The sequence below is a fragment of the Njordella aestuarii genome (assembly GCF_056494165.1).
Genome location: NZ_CM151397.1, coordinates 5094019 through 5112789 on the forward strand (window position 1 = coordinate 5094019; position 18771 = coordinate 5112789).

Here is an 18771-nt window from a genome sequence, read left to right on the forward strand (position 1 = left end):
GGGAATGCGGTGTCTTCGGGCTACAATCAGCAACCGTGGGCAGCTCCCAAAACGCTTGAACGCTATGTGCATCGCAAGCCACTCAACCGATGTCCTATCGCGTTAACAATCTATCACCTCATGACATCTAACGCGCGGTTACTAATTATCGATGATGACCCAGGCATGTTCGCTTTGGTCCAAGGTCTTGTCGACAGGGAGCAAATCGATCTCTATTGGGCAAAAACTCTGACTGCCGGTATGGAGATGGCTAGCCAAACTAGAGCAGATGTCATTCTGCTCGATCACTTACTTCCGGATGGCGATGGGATCAATCGCATCGCAGAACTGATCCAGCAAGATAGGCTGCGACCGATTCTCTACGTAACCGCCCAGTCAGGTTCGAAAACTGCGATTGAAGCGATCAAGCACGGGGCATTCGACTACCTTTCGAAACCCTTAGACTTCGCTTTGTTAAGGCAACGAATTGCTGAAGCGATAGAATACCGCAAGCTAACGCGATCGCCTGTCGTTGTCAGTCCTAGCTCCGCTGACTTTTCAGTTACCGATGTGCTCGTCGGCAAGTGCCGGGCAATGCAGGAAGTCTATAAGGGGATCGGCCGTCTCGCTTCCCTAGCTTCGCCAGTTCTCATCGAAGGCGAAGTCGGAACCGGCAAAGAGATGATCGCGAGAGCAATCCATCAGCATGCAAGAAGCAAAGATGATATGTTTCTGAAGATCAGTTCCGAAGACTTCGATGATCAAGAACTGATGGAAGAGCTATTCGGGAACCCATCTTCACAAGAATCTCAGCCAAGCGGTCGGATTTTCGAATGCAACGGGGGCACGCTGTTGCTCGAAGAAATCGGTGGTGTATCGCTCGCAACTCAGTCGAAGCTTCTTAAGTTCCTGCAAGAGCCTGTCGTCGGAAAGCTTCGTGTCGATGTTCGAATTATCATGACAGCCTCCGTTGCTTGTAAAACATTGGTCGATCGAAGTCAGCTACGAAGCGATCTATATTACTATCTGAGCCCCTATGTCATTCGCGTGCCTCCATTGCGAGAGCGTCAAGAAGATTTTGAGATGCTCGTTGCCCACTTTATGCAACGCTTGGCTCATGTTTCAGCGCCACACCACAGTCAAGGACCACCTCGTGTCAGTCCGACTGCATTGAATATATTGCGAGCCCACGATTGGCCAGGCAATGTCGCACAGCTAAAGAGCGTTTTGCAAAGTGTCCTGATGGAATCACGCGGTGCAGTCCTTGCAACGGATGCGCTAAATCGAGCATTAGATACTCGAACTTTGGTGATTCAGCGTACCGAACTGGAAAACCATGACCATTCAACGGCCTCGGGCGCTTGGAACCTAGCGCAGTTTGTTCAACAAGGCGTTGAGCAGAACACAGATCGTCTGTATGACGAAGCTATTCACAAATTAGATCAACAACTTTTGCGTTTGGTGCTACAGCATACGAAGGGAAACCAGGCTGCGGCCGCCAGAATTTTAGGGATGACCCGCACAAGCTTGCGCAGAAAAATCGTTGCCTCTAAAATTCAGCTTTCCAATTTCAACGATCTGCATAAAGACGCTGCATTCATGGGCGAAGAATCGGAAGCCCACACTGACGACGAGCCGCAAGCATGACCAGCGACTTCATTCCGGCAATCAACACGCGCCGACTAACAAAGTGGTACATTATTGCACTCGGGATGGTCGGTCTCTTGACGATCTTGGGGCAAGTTGCGGTTCAATTCTTTATCCAGCGACTTCAAAGCGATGCACGCATTGTAAATATCGCGGGTCGCCAACGCATGCTTAGCCAACGGTTGCCGTTATTGGCTCAAGTCATACAAAATGGAGCCGATCGCGACTCCGGCGCATTAATCTATCAAGGGCAGGTTGTCGAACTTCAATCCCAACTGTTGCTTTGGAAAGAGAGCCATGGCGGTCTTCAGAACGGATCAGAAAAACTCGGCTTGCCTGGCAATAACAGTCCGACTATTAAGAAACTATTCTCTGAAGTTGATCCACACTTTGTTGAACTCGAACAAGCGGTCTCCCAGTTTATCAAACGCTCAGGCACATCTATCGATCGTGATCTCCTTTCACAATCCGAACTAGATGCTTTGCTGGTGAATAGCCGCGGATTCCTGATGGGCATGGACAAGATCGTATCGCAATACGAAGCCGAGGCAGGAGACCGAATCAGCCGCTTGCGGTTCTTTGAACGTGGACTGCTGGTTGCAACTCTTAGTATTCTTCTGGTTGAAGGCATCTTCATTTTTTCGCCAGCGATATCCTCGCTGCGCAAGACCTTTGATGCGCTGCGTGCTACATCCGACCAATTGCGCGAAGCAAAACAGCAAGCGGAAAGTGCAAATTCAGCTAAGACGGAATTCTTGACCAAGGTCAGTCACGAGCTTCGAACACCGCTTCATGGTTTGCTTGGTATGCTCGATTTGGTCCTGCGGGGAAAACTGACAAATAGCCAGCGAACCAAACTTCTACTTGCGCAAGACGCCTCGCAATCGTTAGAAAGGCTTGTCAGCGATCTACTTGACGTTGCTTCCATCGAAGCACGCAAGGAGATTCAGCTTGCGCCCACCGCTGTCAACCTGAGACCGCTGGTGAGGTCAGTCGCGACACTGATGAACACGGTGGCATCGCAAAAGAATCTATCGGTACGCTGTCTTCTTGCGAAAAACTTGCCGAAGTTCATTGTCGCTGACGGAGATCGATTGAAGCAGGTTCTCGCGAACTTAATTCAAAACGCAATTCGCTACACGAACTCCGGTCAAATTGTTTGCAGTGTGTTTATCGACGCATCGCAGACATTGGCCAAGGGATCTATTCGAACCAACTCAGACCTAGATTCGCCTTTTAATCTGAACGATTCAATACAAATCACTTTCGAAGTCTCGGATACCGGTTGCGGAATCGCATTGACGGATCAAACGAGAATATTTGAGAGTTTTGTTCGAATCGACCAAGAGTCACACGTGCAGATGTTCGGTGAAGGCTTAGGCCTTGGACTTCCGATCAGTGCGGAACTCGTTCGACTGATGAACGGAACCATTAGTTTACAAAGCAAGCCAGGCGAAGGAAGTACTTTTCGCTTTACAATCCAATGTACGACTAGCGATGAGATCAGCCAGTCCGAGAATCTGCCGCCGACGGTCGCAACGCGCAGGAATGATTCAACGCCTGGCCGTCGAGTACTGATTGTCGATGATTCCCGCACAAATCGATTGTTGTTGAGAGCTTTTTTGAAAAAGCTCCGTTTTGATGTTTGTTCTGCGAGTTCGCTTGCGAAAGCACGGAAGGCAATTCGATCGTTCAAACCAGAGATTCTTTTACTTGACCGACAGATGACCGATGGAGACGGAATCGATTTTATCCGTGAGTTGCAGCGAGACGCTATTGCCATAGCCAATACTTTTCTTGTTACGGCCGACATTAACACTCAGCTCGAATCGTTGGACGCCCACCTGAAGATCGACGGCGTGTTGCATAAACCAGTCACCTTTGAAGAGCTGTGCGAAACGTTACAAACCAATGTTACTGACAGGACAACATTGAAAAATGGCTATAGTGTTTGCGCACGAGAGAATTCCGGCGAGTTCGACGTCCTGAAATCCAAACTCTATGCAGTTTTTGTTGGTAATTTCCCCGACGATCTATTGGAGCTTGAAAAAGCGAACCGAGAGCGAGACTTCCGCACGATTCGATTGGTTTCGCACCGATTGCACGGCAGCGCTGCGAACATCAATCTAAAAGTTCTTGCAGAACTTGCAGCCAAGCTTGAAGACGACGCGGTACAGCAGAACCAGTCCGCAATTGATCTCGGCATCGGCAAGCTACGGGAAGCAGGCACACAGCTTGCCACAGCGTTTAACGCTTAGTTGTGCTCAGGTTGCCAATTCCTAGTTGCCGAACCCGCGAACGGAGTAGGGGGATTTGCTTCGATCGATCGCGATTCGAGTTGCATGCGAATTCGAATTGATTTTGTTATTCGTACTGAGCCTCTGCGCCATTTCACAGTCTTGACCAGTCTCAGTACAAGTCGCCTTGATCGAAATTTCTCGTCGCGTCGTATCATCGCAGGCGGGAAATGCCAAATTCCTTCGATCGGTTTGACCAATACTAATGTAACCCCCTAGCTCGTCGCCTGTTACGGTCGAACAAACAATGGAAATTCTGTTCGTTAAGATGTCTAAGAGACATTGAATCGGAAGTTTTCGCAAAGTTGGAATTATTTCAAGCGGACTCAATGTTAACCGCTCATGAGTATGCTATCATCGCCACTCTGGCGGTTTGCCACATGGCTTTTATAAGTTGGAGCATAGGCATGCGTTTTCGAGTCGCACTTCTCATCGTGGCGATTTTACTTTGTCCGCTGTTAATTCGGTCTTTTTCCACTGCTCAAGCTCAAGCGGAAAAGGTTGCTTCGAATGATAACACAACATCCGAGAGCCCGGTAAGAACTCTCGATTGGCTGCTCGGTGATTGGACGGCCCAGCAAACAGATGGCCAGATCGAATTGCATTGCCATTTCGCTAAAAACGACGCTTTTCTGATCAGGACTTTTACTGCGACAAACTCTACCCAGGGTCCTACTTCGGGCATGCAGATTATTGGTTGGGACCCTGCCCAGGAAAAAGTCCGTTCTTGGACCTATGATTCGCAGGGTGGTTTTGGCGAAGAAACGTGGACTCAGAATGGCAATCGATACACCTTACGTTCGAAATACACGTTCGCAGATGGTGGTAAAGCTTCGATGATAAACGTTGTAACATTCATCGACGACGATCAGTTCAGTTGGAAATCTTTGCAAAGAGAGATCGATGGAGAACTCCAACCTGACGTCGAAGAGATCGTTTTTACGCGTAATTCGGTAGTTGAAAACAGAACGGGAGAACAATGATTATGAATCGATACATTCACTTCTCCACTCGTGTTGCTGCCTTCAGCATCGTCATATCGATATCCTGTTTGAACGACGCCATTGGGCAAGTTAGAGGCGGTCGTGGCGGGGGACGAAGCGGCGGACACACGTCCGCAAATTTTCAAAGGCCAGCGAATTCGGGTTTCAGCGTCAGTCGTCCAACGAACACTGGCAAAGTTGCTGGTAGCGTAGGCGCCGGAAATCTTAGCCGAACACGTACGCCTGAGTTGTCAAATCCTGGCTCTGGCAGAGGAGGGGCAAATTCTAACGGCCATTTTCACAGGCCGAGCGTTGAGTCTCCTAAGCTTCCCAACGCTAGCGCTGGAGCTGGTCAGCAAATCAAGAATGTTCGGCCAGATGGGATTCAGCCGGGCGGTGTAACGCGTCCAAACGTGCCAAACATCAATCGTTCAGGCGCGGGGCCATCTTCTGGACAGTTGAATGATTTCTTAGGTATCGACAACAGACCTATTGGATCGGGGGCGTCTGGACCTATAGCCGATCGTTTGCCAAATCAAAAACCGGACAATAGACCGAACGTGCTAAAGCCTAACATCGAAAAGGATAGCGTCTCGAAAATCGGCAATCGCATCGGTGATTCGAATAATATCAATGTAGGTAATGTGAACATCGGTAATTCGCTCGATTTTACCAAGGACCGAGATACGTGGGTGAACAATGTCCACAACGTTGGCAACACTATTCGTGATCAAGCCGGCGATCGGTTTTCTGATATCTATAGCAATGGTCGTTACCGCTATGGGGTTGTCGGTGGATACCCCTATTACGTCGGTTGGACCACTCTAGGGCCGTACTACGGTTGGCGTCCAATTGCCTACGTGACACTTGGGACATTCATTGGTGCGACGTGGGCAAACGCGACCCCAGTGTATTACGCGTATGGAACGGGCGGAAACGTTTACTACGAAAACAACATCGTCTATGTCAACGAACAACCCGTTGGAACGCCCGCAGAGTACGCCGCTCAGGCTACAGCACTTGTAGCTGCAGCACCTGAGAAATTAGATGATGGCGAATGGATGCCGCTCGGTGTTTTTGCTCTGACGCAAGAGGGCGTTGATGACTCGCAAACAATGATTGAGCTTGCAGTAAACAAGCAAGGCGTCGTGGCTGGGACATATTGCAACGAAGCGACCGAAGTTTCGCGTCCTCTCAAGGGAACCGTCGATAAACAAACTCAAAGAGTCGCCGTTGGATTCGCAGATGGCAAGAATAGTGCGGTCGTATTTGAAACTGGTGTTCAAAATCTTACGCAAGACGAAGCACCAGGATTGCTTCATTATGGAGCGGATATGTCAGTGCCTGTATTGCTCGTGCGTTTAAACGCTCCTGCAGAGACCACAGCAGACTAAATCTTTACGACTACACCATCACGATTAACAACTCGGAGCTAAAAGATGCATTCACGTCTTCATGCAATTTTATGCGTTACTTCAATGCTTTGTATCTTAGCATTGTCGGTAAGCGCACAAGAGATTTTGCCATTCCCGCCGACGCCATCGAGCTCTACTCCGGGCCTGACAATCCAGGATTCGACGTACAAGAAACGAGTTGAACCGAAGCGACTGGCCGACGGTGCCCCGAACATCCTGGTCATTCTAATCGACGATGTGGGGCCGGGCACACCTTCAACGTACGGTGGCGAAATTAATACGCCGACGCTCGATCGCATCGCAAAGCTGGGTGTTTCATTCAATCGCTTCCACTCCACAGCAATGTGTTCCCCGACGCGGGCGGCGCTGCTCACCGGTCGTAATCACACACGTGTCTGCAACGGACAGATCGCGGCCATCGCAAATGACTTTGACGGCTTCAGCGGGACGATTCCGAAGTCTTCAGCGACCGTCGCCGAAGTGCTCAAAAACTACGGCTACAACACGGGAGCCTGGGGTAAATGGCACAATACTCCCGAAGAGCAGATCACGTCTAAAGGACCTTTCGATTATTGGCCAACCGGCTATGGCTTCGAGTACTTCTACGGCTTCCTTGCGGGCGAAGCTTCACAGTACGAGCCGACGCTGACGCGCAACACATCGCCAGTCACGGACCATCTCCCCGAGGGTTACCACCTCACCGACGACATCGCACAAGATGCGATCACGTGGCTGCGTGAGCAGAAGGCCTACGCCCCAGACAAGCCGTTCTTCATGTATTGGGCGCCCGGCGCATCGCACGGTCCACATCAGGTGATGAAGGAGTGGGCCGATAAGTACAAGGGCAAGTTCGATGATGGCTGGGACAAATATCGAGAGCGCGTTTTCGCCAACGCCAAAGCTAAGGGGTGGATTCCACAAAATGCGCAGCTCACGCCGCGCCCCGAGTCTCTGGCATCGTGGGATTCGATTCCAGAAGAGGAAAAGCCATTCCAGCGTCGCTTGATGGAAGTCTTCGCCGGTTTCACTGAGCACGCCGACTACAACGCAGGCCGCGTCATTGATGAAATCGATCGCCAGGGCAAACTCGATAATACGCTCATTTTCTACATCTGGGGCGACAATGGTTCTTCCGCCGAAGGGCTGTATGGGACAATCAGTGAGCAGCTCGCTCAGAACGGGATTCCGACCAAGATCTCGCAGCACCTCGAAGCTCTGGAAGAACTTGGCGGCCTCAATGCCCTCGGCGGTCCAAAAACTGACAACATGTATCACGCTGGCTGGGCTTGGGCGGGAAGTACACCTTACAGGTCTACCAAGCTCGTTGGTGCGCACTTTGGAGGCACCCGACAGCCGATGGCCGTCTCGTGGCCGAAACGTATCAAGGCAGAACCGACGGCGCGCCCGCAGTTTCATCACGTCATCGATATTGCACCCACGATCTACGAACTTACGAAGATTACGCCGCCACGAATCGTAAACGGGTTCGAGCAGGATTCTATCGATGGCGTCAGCATGGTCTATGCTTTGGACGACTCGAAGGCTCCTGGAACGCGGAAGACGCAGTTCTTCGACATCATGGCCAGCCGCGGCATCTATCATGACGGTTGGTTCGCGAGTGCTCCAGGTCCGCGCGAACCTTGGGTGGGTGGCCTTCCGAAAGGCATCAAGGAATGGTCTCCGCTGACAGACCGCTGGGAGCTTTACAACCTCGACGAGGACTGGAGTCAGGCAAATGACCTCGCGGCAACCAATCCGAAGAAACTCGAAGAGTTGAAGCTGCTCTTCTTGCTTGAATCCACCAAGAACAAAAACCTGCCCATCGGCGGCGGCTTGTGGTCCACTGCCATGTTCCATCCCGAGGATGCGCCCGCCTCCGCGCTCACGGAATGGACCTTCGATGCACCGATCACCAGAATGCCTGAGTCCGCCGCACCCAAGCTCGGCAAGCAAGACAGCCTGGTGACCATGGAAGTCGACGTTCCCGAAAACGCGAACGGGGTGCTCTACGCCTTGGCGGGCTTTTCCGGCGGCATCACCTGTTACATGAAGGACGGAAACCTATGCTATGAGTTCAACCTGTTCGAGATTCAGCGCACCAAACTCAAGTCCAAGAAGCTGCCAACAGGCAAGGTGAAGATTGAAGTTGAATCAAGATTAGTCGACAAGATCGGCGGTCCAATGGATGTCACGCTCAGAGTGAATGGTAACGATGTGGCACAAGGACGTGTTCCGGCCGCCATGTCCTTGCACTTCACGTCCAATGCGACCTTCGACATTGGTGTTGACCTGGATTCCCCGGTCTCACTCGACTACTTCGACCAGGCTCCGTTTAAATTCAATGGCACCATTGGCGCGACGACCATCAAGTATTTGAACAAGTAGAAAGCTCAAATGCCGGTGCTCTGCAAGAAATGCGACGGCATGGATGGTATTAACACGGCGACTTAAGTATTGAAGTGCCTCGAGCTAGATGTATAAATTACCGCTCCGCACCTTACGCATGGATGAATCTGAGCCGGAGACGTAACTCGAATGATTCCAATGAAGAAAGTTTAAACCGTTCCTCCCAATGCATGAACAGTCTTGTGGAGCGTCGGGAAACTTCGAACACGGTTTACACCGCGAACTAACAATCAGACAATAATCCTGGAGCATCCATATGAAACGCGCAATCCTTGTCTTCCTCTGCAGTCTCACCAGTGCAGCCTTGGCCATTGCCGCCGACGACGGTTCGGTACTGCCCTTTCCGTCGGCGCCCACCGCGAGCAAGGCGGGACCAACGCTGCAGGACTCCATCCACAAACGGCGTGTCGAACCAGTTCGTCTACCGGAAGGCGCGCCGAACGTGCTTATCGTACTCATCGACGACGCTGGGTTTGGTGTACCAGACACATTCGGTGGCTTCGCACACACGCCAACGTTATCAAAGCTTAGTCAGCAAGGAATCAGCTACAATCGATTTCATACCACTTCGATCTGTTCACCCACTCGTGCGTCCTTGCTGACGGGTCGCAATCACCAACGCGTCGGCACTGGCACAATTGCCGAGCGGGCTGTTGATTGGGATGGCTACACTGGAGTCATGCCCAAGACTTCTGCGACGATGGCTGAAGTGCTTAAGAACTACGGTTACAAGACATCTGCTTTCGGCAAGTGGCACAACACGCCAGCCGACCAAACCACCGCGATGGGGCCATTCACCTATTGGCCTACCGGTTACGGATTCGAGTATTTCTATGGTTTCCTCGCCGGTGAAACTTCACAGTGGGAGCCACGGCTTATAGAAAATACCAGCGCGATTGAACCGCCTCATGATGAAAAATATCACCTCACCGAGGACATGGCTGAGAAAGGCATCACTTGGTTGAAAAAGCATCGCGCGTTTTCGCCCGACAAGCCCTTCCTCATGTACTGGGCTCCTGGCGGAGTGCACGGACCGCATCACGTAGCAGAAGAGTGGGCTGCGAAGTACAAAGGCAAGTTCGATCAGGGATGGGACAAGCTTCGTGAAGAAGTCTTTGCCCGCCAAAAAGCCCTCGGTTGGGTGCCTTCTAATGCTGAGCTTACACCGCGTGACGAAACTATGCCGGCATGGGCAGACATTCCCGAATCGGAACGAGCTTTCCAAATTCGTCTGATGGAGCTTTACGCGGGATTCTGCGAACACACGGATGCGCAAGTTGGCAAACTTGTTGACTATCTCGATCAGAGCGGTCAGCGCGATAACACAATCATTCTCTATCTCTGGGGTGACAACGGATCTTCAGCTGAAGGTCAGAACGGATCGATCAGCGAACTCCTCGCACAAAATCAAATTCCTAATACGATTGCCCAACAGATTAAAGCACTAGACGGATTGGGCGGCCTGAAAGCATTAGGCGGACCTTTGACGGACAATATTTACCATGCAAGTTGGGCTTGGGCCGGCAGCACGCCTTTTCGCTCCACAAAACTTGTCGCGGCACATTTTGGCGGCACGCGCAATCCACTCGTTGTCTCTTGGCCAAGAAAGATCAAAGCTGATAGTACTCCGAGATCACAATTTTATCATGTCAACGATATCGTTCCGACGCTTTATGACGTGATCGGTATCAAAGCCCCGGAACAAGTGAATGGCTTTCCGCAAGATCCGATTGACGGCGTGAGTATGGTCGCTAGCTTCAACAATGCAGTTGCACCGGAGAATAAGCATGTCCAGTATTTTGACAATAACGGTAGCGACGGCATCTACAAAGATGGTTGGTATGCTTGCACATTCGGCCCACTCAGCCCGTGGTTGAACGCTCAACCAGGACTCGAGTCTTGGGATTCATCGAAAGCTAAGTGGGAGCTTTACGACCTTACTAAAGACTTCACACAAATGCATGATCTTGCCACGCAATACCCTGAGAAGCTCGAAGAAATGAAAAAGTTGTTTCTTGAGCAGGCTGAGGAAAACAAGGCCTTCCCAATCGGAGCGGGCATCTGGCTCCGGATCCATCCTGAGGACCGCATCAGGTCGCCTTACACGAGCTGGAATTTTGACGCCACGACTACACGCATGCCCGAATTCACTGCTCCCGCTCTTGGAAATCACAACAACACGGTCACGATTGATCTCGAGTGCGGGGAAGAAGCCAGTGGAGTGCTCTATGCCATGGGCGGTTCTGGCGGCGGCTTGGCTTGTTACATGGACAATGGGCAATTGATCTTCGAATATAACCTCATGATCATTGATCGCTCCATTGCCAAGTCCGTCGGTAAGATTCCAGCCGGCAAGCATAAGATAATTGTGAAAACTACACTTAAGGCCCCCAAGCCGGGAGCACCAGCCGATATTGTGCTCAGCGTTGATGGTCAAGAAGTTGCCAGAACGACCGCTAAGATGACCGTGCCAGCGGCCTTCACTGCTAGCGAGAGTTTTGACGTTGGTACTGATCTTGGTTCAACTGTTTGTAAAGATTATTACGACCGCCGCCCGTTCGCCTTCGATGGATCGATCGAGAAGTTGACAGTGGAGTTGCAGTGATGGTCGCTCCGTTTCTGCAAACCTAGATCGTAACTCCTTGTCACGTCAAAATGCCAAGTTGGCACGCAGGCCGAAGAGAAGCGCAGTGTCAACGTTAGACAAGGCAGATTGTAATATCTGCGTATCGCCAGTAATAAACATCCGCTTGTTTATGCCCAGGTTGTAAAACATTTCAACGCCCTGACCGTCGCGAATTGGTCCGACTATGTTTTCTGCAAATGGAGCGATTTTGTTGCTTGTCCCATAGTAAAACCAGCCGGCTCCAAATCGATCATTAGGACGACTGTCGAGTAGACTATGTCCCGCCACTCCTGCGCTAAGGAAGTAACTTGCAGGATTCGTCTCGCTGTCAGCGATTCCCGACCGACCGAAGACTCCCCAGCCCCGCTTTTCGTTGCATGGATCAACGGCTAAGTACTGATCAAATTCGTATAAGAGTGCCCAAGTTCCTGACTGGCGCACGATCGGAATTTGAGGAAACAAGAAGAATGGCGATTGGTTGAGCGATGCAAATTCGCGACTGCTCCAGATTCCACCGAACGACTGAAAACCGGGCAATCCCCAGAACTTGGTCGGAATTTTGAGTTCGGGTGCGAGTACGACACCATCAGCGAACAACTCGCTTAGCCCGTCGGTTTCGGTAGTATCGCGTGCATTGAACACTAAAAAGTTGAATACTTTCTCTCCGTCATTGAGAACGGCAAAACCAGTTCCCAAGCTCGAGTACCCGACGCTACGCAGCCCCAATGGATTGCCTATGAGCGAGAGATTGGAAAACTGATCAATACCACGTCCGCTGGTCAACGAATCGTTCATGCCGCCAAGCGTATCAAGCTTACCAGCGTATAAAACAAACGACTCAGATAGAGCTTGTGTGAACAACAGGTTGGTGATGTAAAGTTGTTCTGAGTCACGAACTGGAATGTCAGTGGCGAGTACTGGGGGAAGCAGCGCGCCAGATGCAGGCGTTATCGATTCGCCATAGCGATGTTCCGCTCGTATTTGAAGGAACTGGCCTTGCGGCCCCCCCATCTTGTGGATGTCAAGGTTGGCTAGGTAATCGCCATGTCCGGCAAACTTAAACTCCTGTTCATTGCCGCCGCGTGTGTTTCCAAAATAGAAGTTGGTCAAATTGTTCGTGAAAGAGATCCCATTGTCTTTCAGGCCACGCCGGAAGTCACTGTCTCGACCATCAAGCCAACAAGTAGGCTCAAGCGAACAACGACAGGTAGCGGGCATCGCAACTTGCGCTGAAACGGTCTCCAGGCCTGGCTCACAACAAAAAACTTCTGCCCCCAACTCTTGCGCAAAACTTGATTCGCAGAAGATACTGAGAGAGCCGAATAATGCTGGCACAACGGCAGAGACCAAAATCCGTCGAAGCTTAAATTGCAAGTGCATACCTGAGTCCCCTTGTTGCGAGCAGGCAATGATTGTGCGACAAGCCATCTTTTGCGAGTTGCGAGCAACAAATTATTCTGCTTTAGAATCGACAACTAGCTTGCCTGCCGCAATCTATTGACGTTGTCCATCGGCTAACCGCATTGGGAGTAATTAACATATGCCGAGAGGCCGTACGCAATCAACTTGCTAACAGTGCTCAATCGTCCTATGCGGCAAACTTTACCAGCGGATGCATTTTGTCAGCTAACCTCGGATGGCAAAATTTTCTTTTCGAGAATCTCCAGCTCCCAAAACAATCGCACTGCCATAACACGATGATATTGCCAAACGAGACGCTCAGGAAACAGCTTCCCACTTCCGGAGCGACATGCGGATAGAATCGCGAACGTCAGACATCATGATGCCACAATCTATCAATTTCTGATTGTCTAATATGCAATTCGATCGCGGTGTGATGGCAGCGTTCTGCATAAACTGGTCTTCACTCTCAAAGAAGTTAAAGCTTCGCTCAATTCGCAACTCTTCCTTGATCAAATCGACGATCTCGCGCGTTGTTATCGCTCCGGTGTTGACCACGTTGTAGATTCCGAAAGGCACACGATCTACCCAGCATCTCCAACATGCCAACACAAACTCGTCAAGTTGCGAAATCGAATTTGTTGCGTCGAGCAGTGTCGAATACCGCATCAATTTTGACAGGTAGTTGCGTTCGGAATCGAGATGATTGAACGGCATTCGAGGTCGCCAAATGAAGCAGCTCTCCGCATCTTGCAGGCACTCTTCGCCCAACGCCTTCGTACCAGAATAAAAACTGCAGTTGTTCGTTCGAAAGCTGAAGTTAGGTCGATCTGTTTCTTGAAACCCAGAACCGTCGACTCTTGCTCCTGTGTAAATACATCCGGAGGACACGTGGCCCCAGGGAATCGAAGCCATCGAACATGCTTGCTCGATCATACCAGGTAGAACAGTGTTGCCGAAAAGACACTCCGCTTTGTGTCTTTCACATGCGTCAACATTTGGCTTTCCGGTGTAACCCGCGCAATTAATTAGAAAAGTGGCTCCTCGATCTAGCAATATTTTGCGCAGGAGTTCAGGGCGTGAACAGTCAACCTCGGATCTCGGCAGCGGTTGATATGCAACTCCTTGACTTTCCAAAAGCCGCCGAAACGCAGTCCCGATATACCCACTGGCACCCAAAATAACAATCATCGTCGTTCCATCTATTGTTCTGGACGTCGCAACATCGAAATGAATTGGTTGGATTGATGTTCAATCTCCAAAAAGCTTGCCGTTCGCACAGCGGGCTTGTAAACGCGAAACGTGCGCATCAAGTTAAGACTGGCCGCACTCTCTAAAGGACCGATAAAGTCAGCAGTTCGATCGTGGAAATTGGGCGAATCAACGAACTTTTTTAGCTGATTCTTCGAAAGGAAAAAACACCCTGAATGAGGATTGCTCGGCCGGTAGAATTCATATTCGCGTCCCAACAAAGAAGCCTTAATCAAGTGACTCTCTTGAATTTCTTGATACGCAGCGGTGCTCTTGAGTGGCAAATTCCCATCTACATACGCTTTGGCTGCCAGCTGATTCACTGCGCGCTCAAAACGGTTAGGAAGTAGAACAGCAGAACCATTGGTTAGACTATTGAACCATGCAAGTTTGTCGTAAAAAAGCGGGTCATTGATGATCAAGTCATCTTCCAAATAGCCGAACCAGTCAGCCTGCTCCAAGTTTTCTGCTAACACATCGTGGCAAGTATATCCTAGCGAAGTTGGCTGCACATTGAAGATACGGCGTTCAAAACGACTTTGCGAAATGTTGAGTGTATTCAGCAGATGGTGATCTCCGACGACACTAACGATTACACGCACATCAAATCGCGTTGCTTCATTAGCAGGATCTGTTGCCCGCTTTTCCAGTTGCATGATGTACTGATCGCTACCGAATGTTTGGTGGATCGCCATGATCGTTCGAGCTACGATAGCAGCGCGACGAGCAGCGTCATTCGATGTTGAACCATGCGATGTACGCGTCGTCGCTGGTCCGTAGTAGTGCGGTATAACGATCAACAACTTGGGCAACATGCGAGCTAATCAACCGCCTTGGTTAAGTGAACGAAGCCGGTACTGTAACGAACGTGAGCAATCTAATTCGATCGGTTTCCAAAACATAGTGCCGATTGGGATTGTCAGATCCGTTTCTCCCGTCGCTTGCCAACGGTCAAAACCTCGTTGCACGTCTTGGTAGAGTTGCTGTCGTTGAGGCAGAGCAGGGACCTTTCCAAGGATTCTCGCCAAATCCCACTTTGCAGCCCTATACAAACGGTTGATCATGTGACTCGCTGGTCGGCTTTTCTCGTCATGAAACGCGGTTCTTTGATCATCCTCATGCTCCAAATGTTCGATAAGCTTCGCTGGGTAAAAAACGTTATGTCCGCCGACAAATTTGAGTGCATCGACCAAGTCGTCGTCTTCTTCTCCCCACCCTTCGTACACAATGTCATGGCCATTCGCTTGTAAGAAAAGCTCCCGTTGACACAACAATGTTCCTCCCGTTCCTTCTCCAATCGTGCCACATCTTACAATTCCATTGGGCACAAGGTAACGACGAATCTCAGACGTAAAATCAGGGCTCAGCACGATGTCCGCATCCAGCAAACAAATCCATGGCGAACTTGCAGCAAAGGCACCATGGTTTTTGGCGTCAGAACGATTGAACATCGACTTGCCTACCACACGCACTACTTTCACCGTTGGAAAATTCTTTTGCACCCAGTCGCCAGCAGATTGCGGACAACTATAGTCGACTACGATTACATTAGAATCTGGTTGCGATACGGTACTGGGTAAAGTCTGCTTCAGTTGGTCCAGACGGCCTTTGCATGTGATGACAAAACTAATGAGAGGTTCGCATAACGAAACAGCACTGCCACTCGACACGTCGAGACAGTTGGCGAGCGTTGCAGCTTTCAGCACATCATACTTGCATAGCCAAGCAATTACATTGAGCTGCCAAGCGTCCGCAACGTCTTGCTGGGCCAGTGTCTGTACCCATTCTGCAACGGTTGCAACTGAGTTCATTTGTGCGATGACTTTCAGCACCGAATCTCTCTGCTCCAACCATGGAAGGCAGTAATTGCATAGTCGATCAGCAAGCAGATCTCGCGCTAATTGAACTGCGTTGTCGCTTTTCGACAGCTTCGAATCGCTGTCTAACCAGCACGTTGGATAAGCCTCGAAAACTGTATCGATCGGCGGATAGTAGGGTTCGGATTGATGGATGTGCTTTGATAATTCTTTCTCGGTACTAGCCGCCTTCGGTGAAGACGCTTGCGTTTGATGTAGTTTCAATTCTTCTCGCTGTTGCCGCCACATGGCTTCGTACCGTGGGATAATTTGACTCCAGTCAAACAACTTCTTCGCCCGCGTTGTCGCTTCCTCAGCAAATTCTCTTTGTAACTGAGGATTGCATAGTAGCTGTATTAGTTTGTCTGCGTAAGTTTCTATCGATACAATCACCATTTGATTCGATTTTGCCAGAAACAGATCGTAGTCAATCTCGCCAGAGGCAAATTGCTCGTGTAAGCCATTGTGCGAGCCTTTAACAATCGCAGTCGGGACCAGATAGCCTGTCTTCCCATGGACTACGATATCGCGATAGCCATTCCAATCACTTGCGATAACCGGGACACCCCTTGCCATGGCTTCGAGCGGAGTCAGACCGAACGTTTCTTGAATGCTGTCGGCGAGCGACACAAAAATGTCTGCACAATCCCACGCATGAAAACGCCACCAAGAATCCATTCCATCTACGATCGCGACTCGAACATTGGGAGCAACACGCTGCGCTGTATCCAAGTAGGCGTCTCGCACACTTGGATTGCTAAACCAACCACAAAGTAAAAGGTGTATATCTTGTCCAAGTTTTTTCGCGACGCGCTGAGTGCCCTCAAACATGGCAAACGGATGCGCTTTCGAGTGGTGCGACAAGCGGCCGGTAAACACGAGCACTGTTTCATGATCGAGTATCCCGAGCCTGCGACGTGACTCATGTCGCAGCTTACGAGTCGCAGGTTTATGACGCTTGGTATCAACACCCAAAGGAATAGTTTCAAGAGTTATCGAATTGTTGCCACTCGACAGACTTTCGATTGAGTAATTTTCAGACATAGCCAGTCGAGCCTTTCTGGCTAGCATTTCGACTGAATAGGAAGTTGTCACCAGCCTATCAAACGTATGCCACGGAGCCACAAGATACTCGTTGAGCGTTTGCATTGCCCGCATTGTACATAGCGTGTGGGTAACTCCAGATACCGCGAATTTTGCAGCGCCCGTTTGTGCTCTGGCATAAGCGAAACTTGGTTCAGGCGGATAGGCAAAATGGAGAATCTCGGCGGTCGGCTCCGCAAACCAAGCAGCGTGCTCTGTCGGTGGAATAATTTTTACGTGACGGGCGATCGGCGCATCATGGAGAACTTCTGCGCACATCTTGCAAAATGGATCGCGGTCAGCATCGCTTGCCAGCAGCACGTCAATACGCTCCGCTCTTCCGTAAAGCAGAAGCGCTCGTAAGAATTCGTAACTTGCAACCTCACGTCCCATGATGCCTTGTGGAAGGCCATCGTTCGGCGACTTGGCTTGATGAGCGCGTGCCGTTTCCGAATAAGCAGCGCGATGGTAGTAGATCGCGATGGGTGCTTCGGTCATGATAGGGAAAGTTCAAATGTTGGACTAAGCAGGGACTATATAAAAATGCATCTTTTATTTTTACACACGAACTTTCCGGCTCAGTTCGGTCAAATAGCAACGCAATTTGCGAAGCTGCATGGACATCGTTGCACTTTTGTCAGTGAAAAGCAAGTCACCGATACTGCTGAAATCCAACATGTCCAGTTTCAAAGTCGCGGTGGAGCGCGTCAGGAAACACACTATTGCACTCGAAGTCTTGAGAACCAGGTCTGGCGATCTCACGCGGCTTTCGAAGCATTGCAGCAACGACCTGATATAAAACCAGATGTCATCATTGCCCATAGCGGATTTGTATCATCGTTGTTTTTGCGAGAGCTATATCCAGAGACGCCCCATATCGGATACTTCGAATATTTTTACCACGCCCATCATAGCGATATGGATTTTCGCCAAGATTTGCCTTTACCAACCGAGCTCGATCTGCTGCGTGTTCGAATCAGGAACGCCCAGCTCCTGTTAGACTTGCATAACTGCGATGCGGGGTATTCGCCTACCGACTTTCAACGTTCCCAAATTCCGCCCGAATACCAGTCGAAACTCCAGACGATCTTTGACGGTATTGATGTCGACTTTTGGAGTCCTCGAAAGCCGACGACAAGAACCTTTAACGGCACGACGATCCCAGAAGACCACAAGATTGTAACGTATGTAAGTCGCGGATTCGAAGCTACACGCGGCTTCGATATCTTTCTTCAGGTTGCCAATCATATTTGTCGAGCGAGAAAAGATGTGAGCGTCGTCGTTGTTGGAGAAGATCGTGTCGCTTATGGCGGCGACCAACGTTACACGGCGGGCAAGTCTTTTATGCAATGGTCGATCGACAAGCATAACCCTAATCTCGAACGAATTCACTTTGTCGGGCGATTGGCGCCTAGCCAGTTGGTCGAACTACTGTCGCTTTCAGACCTTCATTTATACTTAACGGTGCCATTTGTTTTAAGCTGGTCGTTGCTGAATGCGATGAGCTGTGGTTGTAAAATATTAGCGAGCGACACTGCCCCAGTCCGTGAGATGATCGAGCATGGCCAGTCAGGGATGCTGACCGATTTCTTCGACGTGAACGCTTGGGTCGAAAAATCGTTGGAAATGCTCGGCAATCCTGAGCGGTACGTGCAGTGCGCGGACGCAGCGCGAAGCAAGATTGTATCGCACTATCAACTTCATCACGCAGTTTCAAAGCTTCACAAGCTAGTTGAATCGGTCGTATGATCGCGTTTGAGGCGGTTCCAATAGCGATGTAAAGTCAGCTTTGAATTAAAGTAGCCTTTCTTTTGCTTGCAACGCACG

Annotated in this window: 11 protein-coding genes; 7 read left to right on the forward strand and 4 right to left on the reverse strand. The window is 50.3% G+C overall.

Translation table 11 applies throughout. From position 1 onward, the window contains the following. Window positions 1-120: 120 nt before the first annotated feature. The 6 genes from SH451x_RS20055 (at window position 121) to SH451x_RS20080 (ending at window position 11332) form a co-directional block, all read left to right on the forward strand. Entirely contained in the window at window positions 121-1626 is a 1506-nt protein-coding gene (locus SH451x_RS20055) for a sigma-54-dependent transcriptional regulator (protein ID WP_479358866.1), read from the forward strand. Then, window positions 1623-3884, forward strand: a complete 2262-nt coding sequence (locus SH451x_RS20060) for an ATP-binding protein (protein ID WP_479358867.1) — start codon at window positions 1623-1625, stop codon at window positions 3882-3884. The genes SH451x_RS20055 and SH451x_RS20060 overlap by 4 nt, the downstream gene beginning before the upstream one ends. Window positions 3885-4330: 446 nt before the next feature. Then, a complete protein-coding gene (locus SH451x_RS20065; protein ID WP_479358868.1) occupies window positions 4331-4906 on the forward strand; it encodes a DUF1579 family protein in 576 nt (191 codons plus the stop codon). Between the two features lie 2 nt (window positions 4907-4908). Continuing rightward, a complete protein-coding gene (locus tag SH451x_RS20070) occupies window positions 4909-6300 on the forward strand; it encodes a hypothetical protein (RefSeq protein ID WP_479358869.1) in 1392 nt (463 codons plus the stop codon). A gap of 45 nt (window positions 6301-6345) precedes the next feature. Continuing rightward, window positions 6346-8706, forward strand: coding sequence for an arylsulfatase (locus tag SH451x_RS20075; protein ID WP_479358870.1), 2361 nt, complete (start codon window positions 6346-6348; stop codon window positions 8704-8706). Between the two features lie 277 nt (window positions 8707-8983). After that, entirely contained in the window at window positions 8984-11332 is a 2349-nt protein-coding gene (locus SH451x_RS20080; protein WP_479358871.1) for an arylsulfatase, read from the forward strand. A 45-nt stretch (window positions 11333-11377) separates the two neighbouring features. On the opposite strand, the gene SH451x_RS20085 is transcribed toward SH451x_RS20080, so the two are convergent. From SH451x_RS20085 to SH451x_RS20100, 4 genes are all read right to left on the reverse strand, one after another. Next, window positions 11378-12733, reverse strand: coding sequence for a carbohydrate porin (locus tag SH451x_RS20085; RefSeq protein WP_479358872.1), 1356 nt, complete (start codon window positions 12731-12733; stop codon window positions 11378-11380). 339 nt (window positions 12734-13072) lie between these two features. After that, window positions 13073-13945 carry a sugar nucleotide-binding protein gene (locus SH451x_RS20090; protein WP_479358873.1) on the reverse strand — a complete coding sequence of 291 codons (873 nt, stop codon included), beginning with the start codon at window positions 13943-13945 and terminating at the stop codon, window positions 13073-13075. Between the two features lie 11 nt (window positions 13946-13956). Next, entirely contained in the window at window positions 13957-14820 is an 864-nt protein-coding gene (locus SH451x_RS20095) for a hypothetical protein (protein WP_479358874.1), read from the reverse strand. Window positions 14821-14829: 9 nt separating this feature from the next. After that, complete coding sequence (locus tag SH451x_RS20100; RefSeq protein ID WP_479358876.1) at window positions 14830-17442, reverse strand: glycosyltransferase; 2613 nt, start codon at window positions 17440-17442, stop codon at window positions 14830-14832. Between the two features lie 45 nt (window positions 17443-17487). On the opposite strand from SH451x_RS20100, the gene SH451x_RS20105 reads away from it, so the two are divergent. Continuing rightward, window positions 17488-18693 carry a glycosyltransferase gene (locus SH451x_RS20105; RefSeq protein ID WP_479358878.1) on the forward strand — a complete coding sequence of 402 codons (1206 nt, stop codon included), beginning with the start codon at window positions 17488-17490 and terminating at the stop codon, window positions 18691-18693. Window positions 18694-18771: the final 78 nt, after the last annotated feature.

Coding starts and splice junctions, on each gene's coding strand:
- SH451x_RS20055 (WP_479358866.1), top strand. CDS start 121: ATGACATCTAACGCGCGGTTACTAATTATCGATGATGACCCAGGCATG.
- SH451x_RS20085 (WP_479358872.1), bottom strand. CDS start 12,733: ATGCACTTGCAATTTAAGCTTCGACGGATTTTGGTCTCTGCCGTTGTG.
- SH451x_RS20095 (WP_479358874.1), bottom strand. CDS start 14,820: ATGTTGCCCAAGTTGTTGATCGTTATACCGCACTACTACGGACCAGCG.
- SH451x_RS20105 (WP_479358878.1), top strand. CDS start 17,488: ATGCATCTTTTATTTTTACACACGAACTTTCCGGCTCAGTTCGGTCAA.
- SH451x_RS20090 (WP_479358873.1), bottom strand. CDS start 13,945: ATGATTGTTATTTTGGGTGCCAGTGGGTATATCGGGACTGCGTTTCGG.
- SH451x_RS20065 (WP_479358868.1), top strand. CDS start 4,331: ATGCGTTTTCGAGTCGCACTTCTCATCGTGGCGATTTTACTTTGTCCG.
- SH451x_RS20080 (WP_479358871.1), top strand. CDS start 8,984: ATGAAACGCGCAATCCTTGTCTTCCTCTGCAGTCTCACCAGTGCAGCC.
- SH451x_RS20070 (WP_479358869.1), top strand. CDS start 4,909: ATGAATCGATACATTCACTTCTCCACTCGTGTTGCTGCCTTCAGCATC.
- SH451x_RS20060 (WP_479358867.1), top strand. CDS start 1,623: ATGACCAGCGACTTCATTCCGGCAATCAACACGCGCCGACTAACAAAG.
- SH451x_RS20075 (WP_479358870.1), top strand. CDS start 6,346: ATGCATTCACGTCTTCATGCAATTTTATGCGTTACTTCAATGCTTTGT.
- SH451x_RS20100 (WP_479358876.1), bottom strand. CDS start 17,442: ATGACCGAAGCACCCATCGCGATCTACTACCATCGCGCTGCTTATTCG.